This is a genomic window from Olleya sp. 1-3 (assembly GCF_002836085.1).
GTDB classification, from domain to species: domain Bacteria; phylum Bacteroidota; class Bacteroidia; order Flavobacteriales; family Flavobacteriaceae; genus Olleya; species Olleya namhaensis.
The window spans coordinates 1-17,794 of record NZ_PJBW01000011.1 but is presented as its reverse complement, the minus strand read 5'-3'; the positions used below and the strand labels follow the sequence as shown (position 1 = coordinate 17,794).

19 protein-coding genes are annotated in these 17,794 nt (G+C 31.9%); 10 read left to right on the top strand and 9 right to left on the bottom strand.

Annotation, left to right across the window (positions count from 1 at the left end; genetic code table 11):
* Positions 1 to 47: 47 nt before the first annotated feature.
* The 3 genes from CXF54_RS11580 to CXF54_RS11570 form a co-directional block, all read right to left on the bottom strand.
* Entirely contained in the window at positions 48 to 737 is a 690-nt protein-coding gene (locus CXF54_RS11580; protein ID WP_101203662.1) for a DUF6089 family protein, read from the bottom strand.
* Between the two features lie 98 nt (positions 738 to 835).
* A complete protein-coding gene (locus CXF54_RS11575) occupies positions 836 to 1,705 on the bottom strand; it encodes an NAD kinase (protein WP_232782613.1) in 870 nt (289 codons plus the stop codon).
* A gap of 2 nt (positions 1,706 to 1,707) precedes the next feature.
* On the bottom strand, positions 1,708 to 2,367 hold the full coding sequence (locus CXF54_RS11570; protein WP_090841829.1) for a CBS domain-containing protein: 660 nt from the start codon (positions 2,365 to 2,367) through the stop codon (positions 1,708 to 1,710).
* A 93-nt stretch (positions 2,368 to 2,460) separates the two neighbouring features.
* Between CXF54_RS11570 and CXF54_RS11565 the strand changes: the two genes are divergently transcribed.
* The 6 genes from CXF54_RS11565 to clpX all read left to right on the top strand — a co-directional run bounded on the left by CXF54_RS11565 (position 2,461) and on the right by clpX (position 7,902).
* Positions 2,461 to 3,174: a pyridoxine 5'-phosphate synthase gene (locus CXF54_RS11565; protein ID WP_101203661.1), complete on the top strand. Its 714-nt coding sequence runs from the start codon at positions 2,461 to 2,463 to the stop codon at positions 3,172 to 3,174.
* Between the two features lie 6 nt (positions 3,175 to 3,180).
* Positions 3,181 to 3,942, top strand: a complete 762-nt coding sequence (locus tag CXF54_RS11560; protein WP_101203660.1) for an alpha/beta fold hydrolase — start codon at positions 3,181 to 3,183, stop codon at positions 3,940 to 3,942.
* 24 nt (positions 3,943 to 3,966) lie between these two features.
* Positions 3,967 to 4,320, top strand: a complete 354-nt coding sequence (locus tag CXF54_RS11555; protein WP_090841823.1) for a phage holin family protein — start codon at positions 3,967 to 3,969, stop codon at positions 4,318 to 4,320.
* A gap of 131 nt (positions 4,321 to 4,451) precedes the next feature.
* Entirely contained in the window at positions 4,452 to 5,780 is a 1,329-nt protein-coding gene (gene tig / locus CXF54_RS11550) for a trigger factor (protein ID WP_090841821.1), read from the top strand.
* A gap of 140 nt (positions 5,781 to 5,920) precedes the next feature.
* Positions 5,921 to 6,595 carry an ATP-dependent Clp endopeptidase proteolytic subunit ClpP gene (gene clpP / locus CXF54_RS11545; protein WP_090841819.1) on the top strand — a complete coding sequence of 225 codons (675 nt, stop codon included), beginning with the start codon at positions 5,921 to 5,923 and terminating at the stop codon, positions 6,593 to 6,595.
* Between the two features lie 74 nt (positions 6,596 to 6,669).
* A complete protein-coding gene (gene clpX, locus CXF54_RS11540; RefSeq protein WP_090841817.1) occupies positions 6,670 to 7,902 on the top strand; it encodes an ATP-dependent Clp protease ATP-binding subunit ClpX in 1,233 nt (410 codons plus the stop codon).
* Between the two features lie 80 nt (positions 7,903 to 7,982).
* Here clpX and CXF54_RS11535 read toward each other — a convergent pair whose 3' ends face one another.
* Entirely contained in the window at positions 7,983 to 8,576 is a 594-nt protein-coding gene (locus CXF54_RS11535; protein ID WP_157823440.1) for a hypothetical protein, read from the bottom strand.
* Between the two features lie 274 nt (positions 8,577 to 8,850).
* Positions 8,851 to 10,365 (bottom strand): GH3 auxin-responsive promoter family protein, encoded by a 1,515-nt coding sequence (locus CXF54_RS11530; RefSeq protein ID WP_101203658.1) that lies wholly within the window; start codon positions 10,363 to 10,365, stop codon positions 8,851 to 8,853.
* A gap of 42 nt (positions 10,366 to 10,407) precedes the next feature.
* Here CXF54_RS11530 and CXF54_RS11525 point away from each other — a divergent pair, with 42 nt between their 5' ends.
* Complete coding sequence (locus CXF54_RS11525; RefSeq protein WP_090841811.1) at positions 10,408 to 11,202, top strand: DUF2797 domain-containing protein; 795 nt, start codon at positions 10,408 to 10,410, stop codon at positions 11,200 to 11,202.
* Positions 11,203 to 11,232: 30 nt separating this feature from the next.
* Positions 11,233 to 11,598 (top strand): hypothetical protein, encoded by a 366-nt coding sequence (locus tag CXF54_RS11520; protein ID WP_090841809.1) that lies wholly within the window; start codon positions 11,233 to 11,235, stop codon positions 11,596 to 11,598.
* Between the two features lie 111 nt (positions 11,599 to 11,709).
* On the opposite strand, the gene CXF54_RS11515 is transcribed toward CXF54_RS11520, so the two are convergent.
* The 4 genes from CXF54_RS11515 to CXF54_RS11500 form a co-directional block, all read right to left on the bottom strand.
* Positions 11,710 to 12,225 (bottom strand): gamma carbonic anhydrase family protein, encoded by a 516-nt coding sequence (locus tag CXF54_RS11515; protein ID WP_090841807.1) that lies wholly within the window; start codon positions 12,223 to 12,225, stop codon positions 11,710 to 11,712.
* Positions 12,226 to 12,295: 70 nt separating this feature from the next.
* Entirely contained in the window at positions 12,296 to 13,030 is a 735-nt protein-coding gene (locus CXF54_RS11510) for a LytR/AlgR family response regulator transcription factor (RefSeq protein WP_101203657.1), read from the bottom strand.
* A gap of 2 nt (positions 13,031 to 13,032) precedes the next feature.
* Positions 13,033 to 15,195 carry a histidine kinase gene (locus CXF54_RS11505; RefSeq protein WP_101203656.1) on the bottom strand — a complete coding sequence of 721 codons (2,163 nt, stop codon included), beginning with the start codon at positions 15,193 to 15,195 and terminating at the stop codon, positions 13,033 to 13,035.
* A gap of 242 nt (positions 15,196 to 15,437) precedes the next feature.
* Positions 15,438 to 16,448: a type IX secretion system membrane protein PorP/SprF gene (locus CXF54_RS11500; protein WP_090841799.1), complete on the bottom strand. Its 1,011-nt coding sequence runs from the start codon at positions 16,446 to 16,448 to the stop codon at positions 15,438 to 15,440.
* 257 nt (positions 16,449 to 16,705) lie between these two features.
* Here CXF54_RS11500 and CXF54_RS11495 point away from each other — a divergent pair, with 257 nt between their 5' ends.
* On the top strand, positions 16,706 to 17,608 hold the full coding sequence (locus CXF54_RS11495) for a NifU family protein (RefSeq protein ID WP_090841797.1): 903 nt from the start codon (positions 16,706 to 16,708) through the stop codon (positions 17,606 to 17,608).
* A 122-nt stretch (positions 17,609 to 17,730) separates the two neighbouring features.
* Positions 17,731 to 17,794 (top strand): dodecin domain-containing protein (locus CXF54_RS11490; protein WP_198551065.1); only part of this gene is annotated, 64 nt, incomplete at its 3' end.

The window sequence follows — 17,794 nt, the reverse complement described above, 5'->3', positions numbered from 1 at the left end:
TATGCTTTGGCAAATTTTGCTTGTGTATGTGATCTTCTATATTCAAATTAATATCCGCAATAACATGGGTTCTTTCCAAAAGTATACGTTAATGTTACTCCTGTAAATGTATACCAATCATTATTATTTAAATTTCCAAAACTTCTATCAGCTAATTCTTTTGAGTCTGGTGCACTACCATCTAGATTATCCGAAAACGTATAACGTGCTCCAACCTCTAAAGCCAAGACAATATTAGGTGTAACCAGAGCTTTAAACCCCACAACCATAGGTATACCAATAGCAATACTGCTAGAGTCCTCCGTTTGCACGTCTCCTAAACTATCATAATATAAGTTATCGTGTTGTATTGCACTTACACCAGAAAACAAGTAAGGTGTGTATATAAATCCGCCTTGATGCAAATTAAAATCAAAAAAAGTAAACTCGACACCTGCGGTCAATTCTATGATTTGATTATTAAACTCAAGACCTCTTATTTCTCTACTTGGATCATCAGAATTTGTATCAATCCCTTCCAAGTCAGCAAAAGTTAAAGACACTCTGTAAGAATGTCTTGGGCTTCTATTCCATTTATAGATCGCTCCAATAGCTAATTGATTGGGTGCAATATAATCTGTAGCTCCAACATCTCCTATAAAATTGGCACCACCCAAATACAACCCAAACTCGTTGATTTGTGCACTACTAAAATGTATGCTTAAAAATGTTAGTATGACTAAGGTAAACTGCTTCATAAATCTTCAAAGTTTGCAAATATAATAAATAAGACTACTCTATAACAATTTGATTGAAATAGTTACACTTAAAAACACATTTAACAAGATTTTATTGTTTAATTACGCTTGTCTTCTCCCCAAAGCAGTTTTTTTCGGAGTGTATCCAAGAAAGTTTCGTTGTTTAAAACGATCATTTTGATAGTAAACGGGGCTTTTTTTATGGTAATTGTTGTTTTGTTAGTTAAGGTCGCAATTCTAGAATCCATAGACACTAAATGCTCCTTTTCTCTACCATTTACTTTTAAAGTTATTACTGTAGAGTCTTCAATAACTAACGGTCTTGCACTTAAATTATGCGGTGCAATTGGCGTTAAAACTAAACTTGCTGCGTTAGGCGTAATTACGGGACCACCACAACTTAAAGAATACCCTGTGGATCCTGTTGGTGTAGATATAATCAATCCATCACTCCAATACGACGTTAAATACTCGCCATTTAATTCGGTTTCAACCGTAATCATAGAAGTTGTATTTTTTCTACTAACAGCTATTTCGTTTAAAGCAAAATTACAAGTATTAATTTCGGCATTATCCTCAGAACTTTTAATAGTAAGTAAGCTGCGTTCTGAGATTGAATAGTTTTTATCTAAAATATTTTGGATCGCGTCTTCAATCTCTTCATGTTGGATAGTAGCTAAAAATCCTAAACGACCGGTATTAACACCAACAATCGGGATATTTAAATCTCCAACTAAAGTTATTGCTCTTAAAATAGTACCATCGCCACCAATACTAACCAGAAAGTCAAAACTGTTATCTAACGTTATAAATGTAGCATAATCGGCTTCAATCTTTGGCGACACACCTTTATAAAAAGCAGCTTCAATAACCACCTCTATATTCTTTTTTTGAAACACATCTAATAACACTTCTAGTGATGCTAATGGTTTCTTTTTCTGAAATTGACTATAAACAGCAACTTTCACCATTACATATTAAGGTATTTATTAAGGTAATCTGATCGTTCTTTCAAACCATCAAGATAACTATCTTCCTCATGACCTGACACTATATTATAGCTATAACGTCTAAAGGTTTGTACCATTTCGCTTAAACCAACATTTCCTATTTTTAGAGTAATTTGCGCAATATCGTTTTCAATTTTAGAAATAAAAGCGCCATATAACTTACCATCATTGCTTTCTACAATTTGACTAATTTCGCTAAACGAATAATCTATCAATCCTTTTTCTATGATTAAAACCGCTCCGTTCTCCGCAAAAAAAGGTGTTTCGTTAAACAAACCAATAATATCATTAAGCTCATAATACCCTAAATACTTATTACTGCTATCTAAAACAGGCATAATATTAGTGGAGTTTTGGGCAAACGCCTCTAAAACATCTAACCAATTAGTATCGTTTCTTACAAAAAAACCTTCGGTAGCATATCCACAATCAGAAATAACCTCAACTTTTTGAAAACAATGTGCGTCATTCTCTGAGATACATCCTAAATAAACTCCCGCTTCATTTTCAATAGGAATATGAGAGTAGGTTAATTGGTTAAACAACAGTTGCAAATCACTAACTAAGCCCGTGTTTAGCAATGGTTTTATATCATTTATTACGTAGTCTGAAAGGTTCATTTTATAAAAACTTTTGTTTTGCAAATTAATTAAAAATTAGCACAAAAAGCCTCTTATACTTTGTATTTTTGTGTTTTAAATTATAGTATAGTTATGACAAAATTAAGCGTAAACATCAATAAGATTGCTACTTTAAGAAATTCTCGTGGCGGTAACACCCCAAACGTGGTTCAGTTTGCAAAAGACGTACAACGTTTTGGAGCGGAAGGCGTAACCATACATCCTAGACCGGACGAACGTCATATTACCTATCAAGATGCCTATGATTTAAAACCGGTAGTACATACGGAGTATAATATAGAAGGTAATCCAATTCCAAAGTTTATGGATATGGTTTTAGAGTTACAACCTACACAAGTCACGTTAGTACCAGATAGTATTGATACATTAACTAGTAATGCAGGTTGGGATACTCTTAAAAATAAAGGGTTTTTAACCGAAGTCATTGCTGAGTTTAAGAAAAAAGGTATCAGGACATCCATATTTGTAGATCCTGATTTAGCACAAATCGAAGGAGCAAAAGCAACAGGAACAGATAGAATTGAATTATACACAGAAGCATTTGCGCATGAGTATAGTTTAGGTAATCAAAACGCTATACAACCTTATACGGCTTGTGCCGAATTAGCAAATAGTTTAGGACTTGGTGTTAATGCCGGACATGATTTATCTTTGGATAACATTCAGTTTTTTAAACAAAATATGCCAGGTCTTTTAGAAGTCTCTATAGGACATGCTTTGGTTTCTGAAAGTTTATATCTAGGTATCGAAAATGTGATTAATATGTACAAGAATAAATTACAATAAAAACGTATGGTGTTACATTCAAATATTATAGGTGAAGGAAAACCGTTTGTGATTCTTCATGGTTTTTTAGGCATGAGTGATAATTGGAAAACATTAGGTAATCAGTTTGCTGAGCATTTTCAAGTACATTTGGTAGACCAGCGCAATCACGGTCGTAGTTTTCATGATGATGCTTTTTATTATGAAGCACTAGCCGAAGATTTAAAAAATTACTTTGACACACATCAAATAAAGGACGCCATACTTTTAGGGCATTCCATGGGCGGAAAAACAGCCATGTTATTTGCAACACTATATCCAGAATTAGTAAGCAAATTAATAATAGCTGACATTTCTCCACGTTTTTACCCAATCCATCATGATGCCATATTGGACGGTCTAAACAGCTTAGATTTTGACACTTTAAAAAGTCGTGGTCAAGCAGAAAAACAACTTGCAAATTATGTAACAGATGCAGGTACACGCATGTTTTTACTAAAAAATCTATATTGGATCGAAAAAGGAAAACTAGCCTTAAGAATAAACTTAGATGTGTTAACAGAAAATGTTTCTGAAGTTGGAGAAGCACTTCCATTACACGCTAAATTTGACGGAGATACTTTATTTTTGCGAGGTGACAAAAGTGAATACATAGGTAATCAAGATGAAACCCTGATTAAAAATCATTTTCCTGAAGCTAAGATTATAACTATTGCCAATGCAGGACATTGGTTACATGCAGAAAACCCAAAAGATTTTTATCAAGCTGTAACAAATTTTGTAAATTAAAGTCTATTAACTAAACCCTAGTTTATGAAACTTATTATAAGATTACTACTAAACGCTATAGCTGTATTTGCTATAGCCAATATATTAAACGGTGTATCCATAGATAATTACACAACCGCTATAATTGTGGCTGCTGTACTTTCTTTGTTAAATCTATTGGTCAAACCCATATTAATATTACTAACATTACCCATTACAATTTTAACACTTGGCTTGTTTTTATTTGTAGTCAATGGGCTAATTATTTTACTAGCAGACAACTTTATAGATGGCTTTGCTGTATCCAGTATATGGACCGCTATTTTATTTAGTATTTTACTATCCCTATTACAATGGTTACTGCAATCGTTTTTAAAAACAGATAAAGATTCAAATTAAATCTTAAAAATAGTCTGTAACACAACATGTTAAAAACTTTGTAATACTATAAAAAAGTAGTACTTTTGCACACCTTTTTAATTAAAAAAAACTAGTGTTAATGCCCATTTTAGGGCTTTATATCATTTATAATGAATATTACAAGAGAAAACATTGATGCATTAAATGCTGTAGTAAAAATAGATATCGCTAAAGAAGATTATAGCGCTAAAGTTGAAAAAATATTAGTAGACTACAGAAAAACAGCTAACATCCCAGGATTTAGAAAAGGTCAAGTACCAATGGGAATGGTAAAAAAACAATACGGTAAATCTGTATTAGCTGACGAAGTAAACAAAATACTTCAAGAAGCATTAAGCAAATATTTAGCTGAAGAAAAATTAGATGTGTTAGGGCAACCATTACCTAAACAACAAGACGAAATAAACTGGGATTCAGATTCTTTTTCATTTGAATTTGAATTAGGTCTTTCTCCAGAATTCAGTGTGGATTTAACAAGTAAAAAAGCCATTACACATTATAACATCGTTGCTGATGATAAAATGATTGATGAGCAAGTTGAACGCATCCAAAAACAATACGGAAAAATTACTCCTGAAACTGAAGTTAAAAAGGATAGCGAAATTACTGGAACCTTCAAAAACGAAGAAAAAGAAATAGACAATACGCTAACTGTAACTTTAGATCAATTTAAAGGTAAAGCAACTGAAAAGAAATTTATCGGTGCTAAAGTTGGTGATGTTATTACATTAAAAACTAAAGGATTATACGCAGATGATCATGAGTTAATGAATGCTTTAAAAGTACCACATGATGATGCACATGGATTAGACATCGAGGTAACTTTTACAATTAACGAAATTAATAGTCGTGCGTTAGCAGATTTAGACCAAGAGTTATTTGACAAATTATTTGGTAAAGATGGTGTAAAATCTGTATCAGAATTAAAAGCGAAGATTAAGGAAGATGCTGAAAAGCAATTTGTACAACAATCTGACCAAAAATTATTAAACGACGTTACAGAATACTTAGTAGACAATACTAAATTTGATTTACCAGCAGCATTCCTTACAAAATGGATGCAAGTAGCAGGTGAAAAGGAAATGGATGAAGCGACTGCAAAAGAAGAATACGAAAAGTCAGAAAAAAGCTTACGTTACCAACTTATCGAAGGTAAATTAATGGCAGACAATGATCTTAAAGTAGACTTTGAAGACGTAAAAACTAATGCTAAAGACATGATCAAAATGCAAATGGCACAGTTTGGACAACTTAATCCTTCTGATAAAGAATTAGATGATATTGCTGCACGTGTATTAGGTAATCAAGACGAAGTAAGACGTATTTCTGAACAAGTTGTAAGTCAAAAATTACTTAATCTTTACAAAGAAAAAGCAAACATCAAGGCTAAAGAAATGTCTTATGAAGCTTTTGTAAAAGAAGTTTACGGTGACAAATAATAAACCTCACTTTTTGTTTTTATCATTTTGATAAGATTCTATTAGTACAGGTTTAACAAAATAATCATTATCTTTAGGCGTTGTTTAGCAAGACTAAACAACGCCTAATTTTTTCAATAAAAATAACACTTATTCAAACTATGGATTACGGAAAAGAATTCGAAAAATTCGCTATAAAGGATCAAGGTATAAGTAGTACATATTACAATAAAATTATTAGTAGTATGTATCCTACTAACTTAACGCCTAACATTATTGAAGAGCGTCAAATGAACATCGCTATTTTTGATGTGTTTTCGCGTTTAATGATGGACAGGATTATATTTTTAGGAACAGGAATTAATGATCAAGTAGCAAATATTATTCAAGCACAATTATTGTTCTTAGAAAGTACAGATGCTAATAAAGACATTCAGATATACATTAACTCTCCAGGAGGAAGTGTTTACGCTGGATTAGGTATCTATGACACAATGCAATTTATCAAACCAGATGTAGCTACTATTTGTACAGGTATGGCTGCCTCAATGGGTGCTGTTTTATTATGTGCTGGAGCTAAAGGTAAACGTAGTGGTTTAACGCACTCTCGTGTTATGATTCACCAACCTTTAGGTGGTGCTCAAGGACAAGCTAGTGATATAGAAATTACTGCACGTGAGATCTTAATATTAAAAGAAGAACTTTATAACATTATTAGTAAGCATTCTGGTCAAGATTACGACAAAGTATACGAAGATAGTGATAGAGATTACTGGATGAAAGCTGATAAAGCTAAGGAGTACGGAATGATTGACGAGATTTTAGCTCGTAAGTAAAAATTATATAATAGTGAGCTATAAGTTTTTGTAAAACACAGAAACTTATAACTAATCACTTATAACTATAAAAGATGGCAAAGGAAGAATTAGAATGTTCATTTTGTGGTAGAAAAAAACCAGAAACCAGCTTATTAATAGCCGGTTTAGATGCGCATATATGTGATAGATGCATACAACAAGCTCATGGAATTGTTTTAGAAGAATCTAAGGAAGAAGACTCCAAAGATCTTTCAGCAGAAATGATGCTTAAAAAGCCTAAAAAGATTAAATCATTCTTAGACGAATATATTATTGGTCAAGAATACACTAAAAAAGTAATGTCTGTAGCAGTTTATAACCACTACAAACGTTTACTACAGCCACCAACTACAGATGATATAGAGATTCAAAAATCTAACATCATAATGGTTGGACAAACAGGAACAGGAAAAACATTAATGGCTAAAACCATTGCAAAAATGTTAAATGTCCCGTTAGCAATTGTTGATGCAACAGTATTAACAGAGGCTGGTTATGTTGGTGAAGATGTAGAAAGTATTTTAACACGTCTTTTACAAGCTGCCGATTATAGTTTAGAAAAAGCAGAAAAAGGAATTGTTTTTATTGACGAAATAGACAAGATTGCACGTAAAAGTGATAATCCATCTATAACAAGAGACGTTTCTGGAGAAGGTGTACAACAGGCCTTATTAAAACTTTTAGAAGGAACTGTAGTTAACGTTCCGCCAAAAGGAGGACGTAAGCACCCAGACCAAAAATTTATAGAAGTTAATACAGAAAACATCTTATTTATTGCAGGAGGTGCTTTTGATGGTATAGAACGTGTTATTTCTAAACGTTTAAACATGCAAGCAGTTGGATATAGCGCTTCTATTAAAGAAGATGTTGTAGATCATGACAACCTGTTACAATATATTATCCCAAAAGATTTAAAAGATTTTGGTTTAATACCTGAAATAATTGGACGTCTTCCCGTTTTAACTTACATGGATCCTTTAGATGGTAAAACATTAAGAGCGATACTTACTGAGCCTAAAAACGCCATCATCAAACAGTATAAAAAACTGTTTCAAATGGATGATATTGAATTAAGTATTACAGATGGTGCTTTAGAGTTTATAGTAGGAAAAGCTATCGAGTATAAACTTGGTGCACGTGGACTGCGTAGTTTATGTGAAGAAATACTAACTGACGCTATGTTTGAGCTTCCTGGAGGCGATATTAAAAAACTTAATGTTACAAAAGCATACGCAGAGCAAAGGCTTAGTAAAACAACAATTAAAAAACTTAAAGCAGTTTCTTAATTAAAGAGTATACAAACAATAAAAAACCACTTTAGACAAATGTTTAAAGTGGTTTTTTATTGTTAAATATAACTGTCCAGTTATAAAGTTTCAGTTTTAGAACAATTACTATTTGTTATTTTACAATCTGTACAATAACCATCTCCTGCACTATCACGTTTAGGATTACAACCTCTTCTGCATCCATTACAAACAATACTAGAGATTGGATCTTGCACTCTTAAACTGTAACCGTCTTTTAATTTTAAAACATCTATTCCTATAGTTAAAGGTTCTTTAGTTTGATTACAATACCCTTTGGCTATCAACATAGGAAACCCGTTATTGTCAATTGCTTTTAACAAACTAAAATCCGATATAACTACATCGTAACCAGTAAGTAAACCAATACGCTTTGTTTTAAAAATAACTAATTGTTTTTTAATATCATCTTTAAAAATAAAACCATCTTTTTCTTTTCCAATAATTAAATCATCACTTAGCTCTATATTATTAATTTTCTTAAAATTTTCAAAGTTAGCATCTAATTCCTTCAATGCTTCTCTAAATAAGAATTTAGATTGAATCTCTACACTATCAATAGGACTCTCATTTTCTTGGTTTTGATTTTCATCAGAACAAGCAAAAAACATACTGATTATGAATAGGTAAGTGATTTTTTTAAATAATGACATAATGTTTAAAATTTATAATTATAAACTCCAAGTTAAAGTTAAACAAATTTATTTTACAATATTTTAAATAAAAACAATAAAAAACCACTTTAGACAAATGTTTAAAGTGGTTTTTTTGATTAAACTCAATGTGACCTTCCCTTAAGTCAGATTAATAGCAAGCCTAAATTAATATTTATTTAACTGATAACCAAATAAATAGCAAGTTATTTTAATAATCGAAAGAATCGCTTTACAAAAAATAATTCGCTCCCTTTATTTAAATGTTACTCTATTATTTATTTAATATTAAAAGTTCGTCTATATATTGACGTGAATTAGATAACCTTGGTACTTTATGTTGCCCTCCTAATTTATTGTTTTGTTTTAACCAATCATAAAACAACTGCGTTCTAGCAACATGTATTTTTGGTTTGTTTAAGGTCATATTATTATAACGCTTCGCTTCATAATCTGAATTTAAACTTTTAAGTGCATTATCAAACAACTCATTAAAGTAATCAATGTCCTTAGGCGGTGTTTTAAACTCGATTAACCACTCATGCGCGCCTTTCTCTTTACCATCCATAAATATGGGAGCAGCAGTGTAGTCTACAATCTCTGATTTTGTTTTTTTACAGACCTTTTTTAAGGCATCTTCTGCATTTTCAATAATCAACTCTTCTCCAAAAACATTAATATGGTGTTTTGTACGACCTGATACTTTTATACGATACGGACTAATAGACACAAATCTAACTGTGTCCCCTATTTTATAGCGCCAAAGACCAGCATTAGTTGTAATAACTACCGCATAGTTTTTATTAACCTCTACCTCACTTAAAGGAATAACTTTTTGATCTAATGTCCCATAATTATCCATTGGAATAAATTCGTAAAAAATACCATAGTCCAACATTAATAATAAATCACCTGAGTAGTTTTGATCCTGAATAGCAAAAAAGCCTTCCGATGCGTTATAGGTTTCGTAGTATTTAAAATCTTTTTTAGGTAAAATGTTTCGGTATTGCTCTATGTATGGATTAAAGCTAACCCCACCATGAAAATAAACTTCCAGGTTTGGCCAAACATCAAACAAACTTGTTTTATCTGTTTTGTCTAATACATTATTTAATAGCACCAACATCCAACTAGGCACACCAGCCAAACTGGTCACATTTTCATTAATGGTTTCATTTACCACAGCAGCCATTTTAGTTTCCCAATCACTCATTAAACTAACCTTACTACTTGGTGTACTACTAAACTCTGCCCAAAAAGGCATGTTATCTATTAAAATAGCACTTAAATCTCCAAAAACGGTACCGTTTTCTTTATACAATTCTTTACTTCCACCTAACCGTAAACTTTTACCTGTAAATAATTGGGAGTCTTCATTGTTATTTAAATACATGCAAAGCAAATCTTTACTTGCTGCATAATGACAATCCTCCAAACTATCTGTGCTTACTGGAATAAATTTACTTTTAGCATTGGTAGTTCCACTAGATTTTGCAAACCACTTAATTGGTTTAGGCCAGAAAATATTATTTTCGCCTTGTCTAGAGCGCTCTATCTTATCTTGGAAATCTTCGTAAGTTGTGATGGGTACACGTTGGGCAAACGTCGCGTAGTTTTTTATTGAAGCAAACTCGTGTTGCTTACCAACTTCAGTATCTTTTGCTATGTCCAATAAGCTAAATAGCAACTCTTGCTGCACCTCATTTGGATACTTTAAAAACAACTCTATTTGATGAAAACGCTTCTTTAAAAACCATGAAGCAATAGAATTAACAAGAGGAATTGACATAGTTATTTGTATCTTTAAGTTTTAAAAATAATACTTTTTTTTATGACCTACCAAGGTGTATTGACAAAAATGCAAACGGAGTTTACTAAACCCATTAATTACTATCTAGTATTTAAAAATGACTTTATAAACCTTAATCAATTATTAAACAAAACCTTAGAATTTAGTTTTGTAAAATACGAGTGTTTAAACTGCCATTTAGACAAGCCTATTTATCGTCAAGGGTTTTGTAAAAGTTGCTTTTTTGAGATCCCACAAGCAGCAGATTGGATCATGAAACCCGAATTAAGTAAAGCACATTTAGGTATTGAAGAGCGTGATTTGGACTACGAAAAGCAGGTCCAACTAAAACCACATATTGTGTATTTAGCTAATTCTAGCAATGTAAAAGTTGGAGTGACAAGAAAAGGACAAGTCCCTACACGATGGATAGACCAAGGCGCGCATGAAGCTATAGAAATTGTAGAAGTCCCTAACAGATATCTTGCTGGTATTACTGAAGTTGCTTTAAAAGATTATGTTGGTGACAAAACCAATTGGCGCACGATGTTAAAAAATGAGATTAAAGATGAAAATTTAATTGAATGGCGTGATAAACTGAAACAATACATTCCTGACGAAGCCCAACAGTATTATATTGAAGATAATGAAGAGACCAATATTGAATTTCCGGTATTGCGCTACCCAACAAAACCGAAGTCTTTAAATTTTACAAAAACAGCACATTACACTGGTGTTTTAAAAGGAATTAAAGGTCAATATTTGATTTTTGAGGATGATACTGTTTGTAATATTAGAAGTAATGAAGGACTTGTTGTTAACATAACTATTTTGTAATTATTACAATTGTGTAACGACTTAATGTATATGAATACATTAATTTTTGTTTACAATGCTGACTCTGGAATTAAAAATCTGGCAATAGATATTGCGCACAAATTATTTAGCCCAAAAACATATGCTTGTAATTTATGCGCATTAACTTTTAATACATTTTCTGAAAATACGATTTGGAAAGATTTTAGAAATAGAACCAATTTAAATATTGTGTTTTTACATACGGACGAGTTTAAAACCAAACACCCCAATCACGCTTTTGAATACCCGATTATTTTAAGCAAAAACAACAGTACTCTTGACGTCTTTTTATCTAAAGATGACATCAATGCACTATCCACAGTTGAAGAACTAATCCTTAATATTGAATCTAAATCTTGCGACATGCTGCGTTAGCGGTAGTAATGGCATCCTTTTTTTGCTGCCATATATGGCAAAAAAAGATAGAGTGGATGACGCGACCCTTGTGGTAACGCCCAACTTTAGCAAGCTAAATGCGGAAAAAAACTACTCTTTAAACCATCCGGAGTATTTGACGTAATTATCAGCAATACGGTTTATCTCACCATTGATTAACTCTTGACTAATATCTTTGACTTTTTTTGCTGGCACGCCTGCGTAAATACTTCCTGACTCTACGGTTGTATTTTGAGTGACAACTGCTCCGGCTGCGACAATACTATTACTTTCTACAACGCAATTATCCATTACAATACTTCCCATACCTATCAAAACATTGTCATGAATTGTACATCCATGGACAATAGCATTGTGACCAATGGACACGTTATTACCTATTATCGTAGGGTATTTTTGATACGTACAGTGTACAACTGCACCATCTTGTACATTAACTTTATCTCCTAATTTTATGTAATTAACATCACCGCGTAATACGGCATTAAACCAAATACTACATTGCTTACCTATTTGGACATCTCCAACAATGGTTGCATTTTCTGCGATGTAACAATCTTCTGTTATTTGTGGTGCTTTACCGTTTACTGGTTTTATAATTGGCATGTGTTATTTATTTTATTGTTCTCGATACTTTTATTTGTTCTTCTCAAAACACTAAAACTAGTGTCTTGGGTTATTTAAAGTAAGATAATAGGTCTGATTTTTTAGAGGCAGACACCATAATTTCTTTTCCGTTGCTTAAAACAACACTTCCGCCTTTTCCTTTTATGTATTTAACAACCTCGCCCACGTTAACAAGGTAACTTTTGTGGACACGTGCAAATCCTGATGGCGTTAATGCGTCTTCAAAATATTTTAGTGTCTTACTAACTACTTTCTTTTTATTGTTGTTTAAATAGATCTCTGTGTAATTATCGTCTGCTTTACAATACAATATGTCTTTGGTGTTTAATACTTCAAATCCGTCTTGTTGTGGAATGGTTATTTTGCCCGCTACGGTATTGGTTTTTGGGATTAGGACCTGGTCCTGCAAAGCATCTTCCTTTGACTTAATCTCGGAAACATAGTCTACAGCTTTAATCAACTCGTCAATATCAATAGGTTTCATTAAATAATACGAAGCGTGTGCATTTAAGGCATCCATTGCATAATTATTGTAAGCGGTTACAAATACTGTTTCGAAATCACGATCACCAACCTTGTCCAATAAATCAAATGCATTACCATAAGGCATCTCTACATCTAGAAATACTAAATCCAAATCTAATGTACGAATCAACTCCAAAGCCTCATTAATATTAGCTGCTTCGCCTAGAATATTGACTTTTGGACAGTATTTGGCTAAGTAGTTTTTTAGTATTGCTCTACTTTGGGCTTCGTCTTCTACTAGTATTGCGTTTAGTGTCATGTTTAGTCTTTTTTTATTGTTACTACCACCTTAGTTCCCACATCTCCTTCAGTCCCATTATCGTCTAAAATTACATCTACTTTGTCTTTATACATCTGATTTAAAATAGATACTCGTTTTTTAATATTACCTAAGCCTTTAGAGTTGTGCTTTTGTTGATTTTCGGTCTTTAAACTTTTAGACTTTTTACGTCCAATACCATTATCTGCAATAGTAATTGCAATAACACCTTTTTGCTTTTTGGTTATCGAAATATGTAATAACCCCATGTCTTCTTTATAACGTAGTCCATGCCAGACTGCATTTTCTATATAAGGCTGAAGTAACATAGGCGGAATCTGATATGCTTCGATATCTATAGTTTTATCAACGTCTATTGTATATTCAAACTTATCCTTAAACCTAAAGTGTTCTAGTTTGGTATATAATTCTATCAATTCGATTTCTTTTTGAAGCGGAATAAAATCTTCTTCAGAATTCTCTAAAACAGCGCGCATTAATTTTGAAAAATCTGAGAGGTATTTATTTGCTGTACGCTCGTCATTAGTAGAAATAAAACTGTTTACCGAGTTTAATGCATTGAAGATAAAATGCGGATTCATTTGACTTCTTAAAGACTTTAAGGCTAATAAATTGTTAGCTAATTTTTGCTGTTTAATATACTTGTACATTAAATACGCAGTTAAAGCTAGTAAGAATAAACCACCTATTAAAGAATAAATAATTAACTGTTGTCTTTTGTTTTTTTCTTCGGATAACTCGACTTGACTTAGCGTTAATTTACGATCGGTTTCTAGTGTTGTAATTCGGTTTTGCTTTTCTGTAATGCTTTTATTAAAGCGCGCTGCTTGAGATATTTCCTGTTCCTTTTTAATATAAAGTTGATCAACCGTTTTTACATATTCGTCAAAGGTTTTTTTAGCTTCACTAAAATTACCGGATTCCACATAGGCATCAGTCAACTTTTTAGTTGCATCCTTTTTAACTGTTAGATCTTCTTTTTTATCCGCTTCTTCTATACTTTTTTCTAAATACGGAATCGCTTCTTTATAGTCTTTTTGCAAAAAATAAGCATTCCCAATTTTATAGTTTTGCTTTTGTTTGGTAATACTACTTTCATTAGCAATAATAGAATCCTTTTCTATGACATCTATATCTTTAATAATTTCTTTTCTAGTTGCAATTTCCTCATCATAAGATTGATTTACATTTTGGAAATCTGCAAACTTAACTTTCTGTTCTACTTCTCTAGTTTTATTTTCCTGAGCAGCCATAACAACAGAGTTTTCCAATAACACTTCTGCTTTTCTCTTTTCACCTTCCGTATTATAAACGGTACCTAATTTAGAATTTAAATCGGTTATTTTGAATTGAATTTTATTGGTTGTTGCTATTTTTAAACCTTCAGTATAGGCTTTTGTAGCTTTACTGTTTTCGTTAATCATAGCATAGACATCTCCTAAACCTTCGTAGCGTATTACCTTTTGATTTTCGGATAAATTATTAGTCTTTAATTGATCATATATTACTAAACTTTCTTGATGGTTGTTATTATAAAAATAAGCTTTTGCTAGTTTTAAATTAACATCAGTAGTGCTTACATTATTTAAGCTAATTCTATAATTGGTAATTGCCAAATCGTATTGTTTCCAATACATATAAACATCTCCTAAAACCTGAAAAGCTTCTGCGTTTTGTTGTACCGAATTACTTTTTGGGAGACCATCAGCTATAAATTGAATACTTTTTTCAGCTGAAATTTTCTTATAATATAAAGCTGAGTCTATTGCTGTTTTAAAACTACTTTCTTTAATTGCTATTTTGGAAGACACAGAATAATCACCAACCGCTTCCACCTCTACCCTAATATCATCATTGCTTTTTACAGTATAGTAAATGGTTTGAAAGTCTTTATGACTTATCATGATTTCGTCTTCATATTTAACCTTAATCTTAAACCGACCACTTATAGTTGTACTAGTATAAGCACCTCCGTTAACTTGCACATTAACACCAGATATAGGATTAAAACTATTACTTTCTACCACGACCCCTTTCACCTCAAAAGAGGCACCTAAGGGCTTACCCAACTCTTGTTGTGCAACTACTCCCAACTGAGATATAAGACCTAGTAAAAGCGCAAGTAATAACTTAAGGTTTTTCATTTAATATATTTATAAAACATAAACTTACGCACTTTAAATCATTAAATAAAATGCGTTTTTCTGATACAACCGTCAAATAGAACTAAATAGTAGACTTAACTCATTTACATTCCAAACTGACTCATTTATCATACCCATTCACTCATTATAGATTGTTAGCAAAAAAATAAAAAGCATGCTTAACTTTTGGGCATAAAAAAAGCCTCGATACAATCGAGGCTTTTTTTTTTATAAGAATTATACTAGTTGATCGCAGGACAATCACAACTGTATCTTGCTTTACCACAATTAAAATTATACCCCAATGTTAATTGATGGAAACCACCATTATTAAATACTACTGAGTTAGATTGGTAGCTATAAGTATATGCAAACATAAAGTTATTAACCTCTACACCTAAAATTGGTGTAATGTATTGTAATTTTTGACTACTAATTCCTGATCCATCAACAAATTCAGCACCATCTAAAGAACGTCTGTAAGACAATCCTCCCCAAACTTTACCAAAATCCATTGGCTTGTATGCTTTTACGTTTAAATCAAAAGAAGATTCTTCTGTAGCATCTCTATACATAAACATTGCAGACGGTTCAAAACTCCAATCGCTACCTGCCAATTGAAACGTATTACCAACAGATACAATGTACGTTCTTAAATTATCGTAGCTTAATCCTTGCTCGTTAAAATTAACACCTTCATTTTTCAAAAGGTTTTTAACAGTTGCATGCGCATAAAAGTTATATAAGAAATAAGAAAATCCTAAGTCTACATTAAAATTAGTTGCAGATTGCTCTATTCCAGAAATTATTGGATCAAATCCATCAGCTAAAAAGCTAGTTTCGTCTAATTTATATTGTATTGCTCCCGCACTTAAACCAAAAGATAATTGGTTTAAATCCGTCGTACTTCTAGAAAACATTAAATGGTGTGCGTACGTAAAGTATGCTCCCGTTTGCGAGTGGTACCCATTTTTATCGCTATAAACAATAGCTCCAATTCCTGATTGTGTATCACCAATCCTACCGTTAACACTAGCTGTAACAAGTTTAGGAGCATCATCATCTCCAAACCACTGCTGTCTACCCGTTATTCTAATTTTGGCGCAATTTGCTGCACCAGCCATAGAAGGGTGAATTAAATAGTAATTATCCGTTAAATAATCAGAGTAGATAGGTAATCCCTCTTGGGCTGTGGAAAATTGACTGCTAAATAAAGCAACAATTGCTATTAAAAATACATTTTTTAATCTCATAATTCTTATTTCGAGGTCGGTCGGTCAATAAATAGCAATGCTATTATGGTTATAACTCATTTTTAACTTAAAAAGTACAAATCAGTCTCAAATATATAAATTTACTGCTTAAATCGTCACTCCTAAAAGTTAAAGGTTCAAGATAAAAATGTTTTCTTAAATAAACTATAAAAATTTTAAAAATTGACAGTTCTATAAAATTCAAATATAGTAGACACCTACACTTTTCTTTAGTATTTTTGCAAAAAAAAGTTACTATGAGCAATTTCAAAGTTTCAATTCAAGAAACCTCAAATCCAACTATAATTAAATTTGAACTTAATCAGTTTATAACTAAACATCAAAGTTTTGAATTTAACAACATTGACGAAGCAAAGGATTCTCCTTTAGCCCAACAACTGTTTTATTTACCATTTGTAAAAAAAGTATATATCTCTAGTAATTTTATTGCTATTGAACGCTTTAATATCGTGGAATGGGATGCAGTTAAAAATGAAGTATCAGAACAAATAGAATCTTATTTAAATGAAGGCGGATCGGTTGTGTCTGATTCTGCTGAAACTAAAAAAGTTGCGGTTACCGTTTACACGGAAAGCACGCCAAACCCTTCAGTATTAAAATTTGTGGCTAACAAAAAATTAGTTACTGCATCTTACGAATTTACATCTATCGAAACTGCGAAACCATCACCAATGGCAACTGCTTTGTTTCATTTCCCGTTTGTAAAAAGCGTGTTTTTTGATGAAAACTTTGTATCCATTACAAAATATGATATCGCTGAATGGAGTGATATCTCTTTTGAACTAAGAGAATTTATAAGAACTTATATAGAAGATGCAAAAGAAATTGTTTCTCCAGACGCTCCTGAAGTTGTAGAAAAATCTATTGAAAAAGTTGAAGCACATTTTGAAACACTTGATGACACCTCTAAAGAGATCATTAACATTTTAGAAGAGTATGTTAAGCCTGCAGTTGCTAGTGACGGAGGAAATATTCAATTTGAATCTTATGATGAAGCAACAAAAACTGTGAAAGTAATTTTACAAGGTGCTTGTAGTGGTTGTCCATCATCTACTTATACTTTAAAAAGCGGAATCGAAAACATGCTAAAAGAAATGTTAGCAGGTAAAGTTGATTCGGTTGTTGCTATAAATGGTTAATTTCAACCTATAAAACAAACTGTTTATCTATTGTTTTAAATTATTATCCCACACAAATTATTGATAATTGTATTAATATTTGTAATTTTAAGGAAGAATCAATAATTTAAAAAAACAATATCATGGCAGTATTAAAAGTAATTGAAGTATTATCAAACTCAGAAAAAAGCTGGGAAGACGCAACTA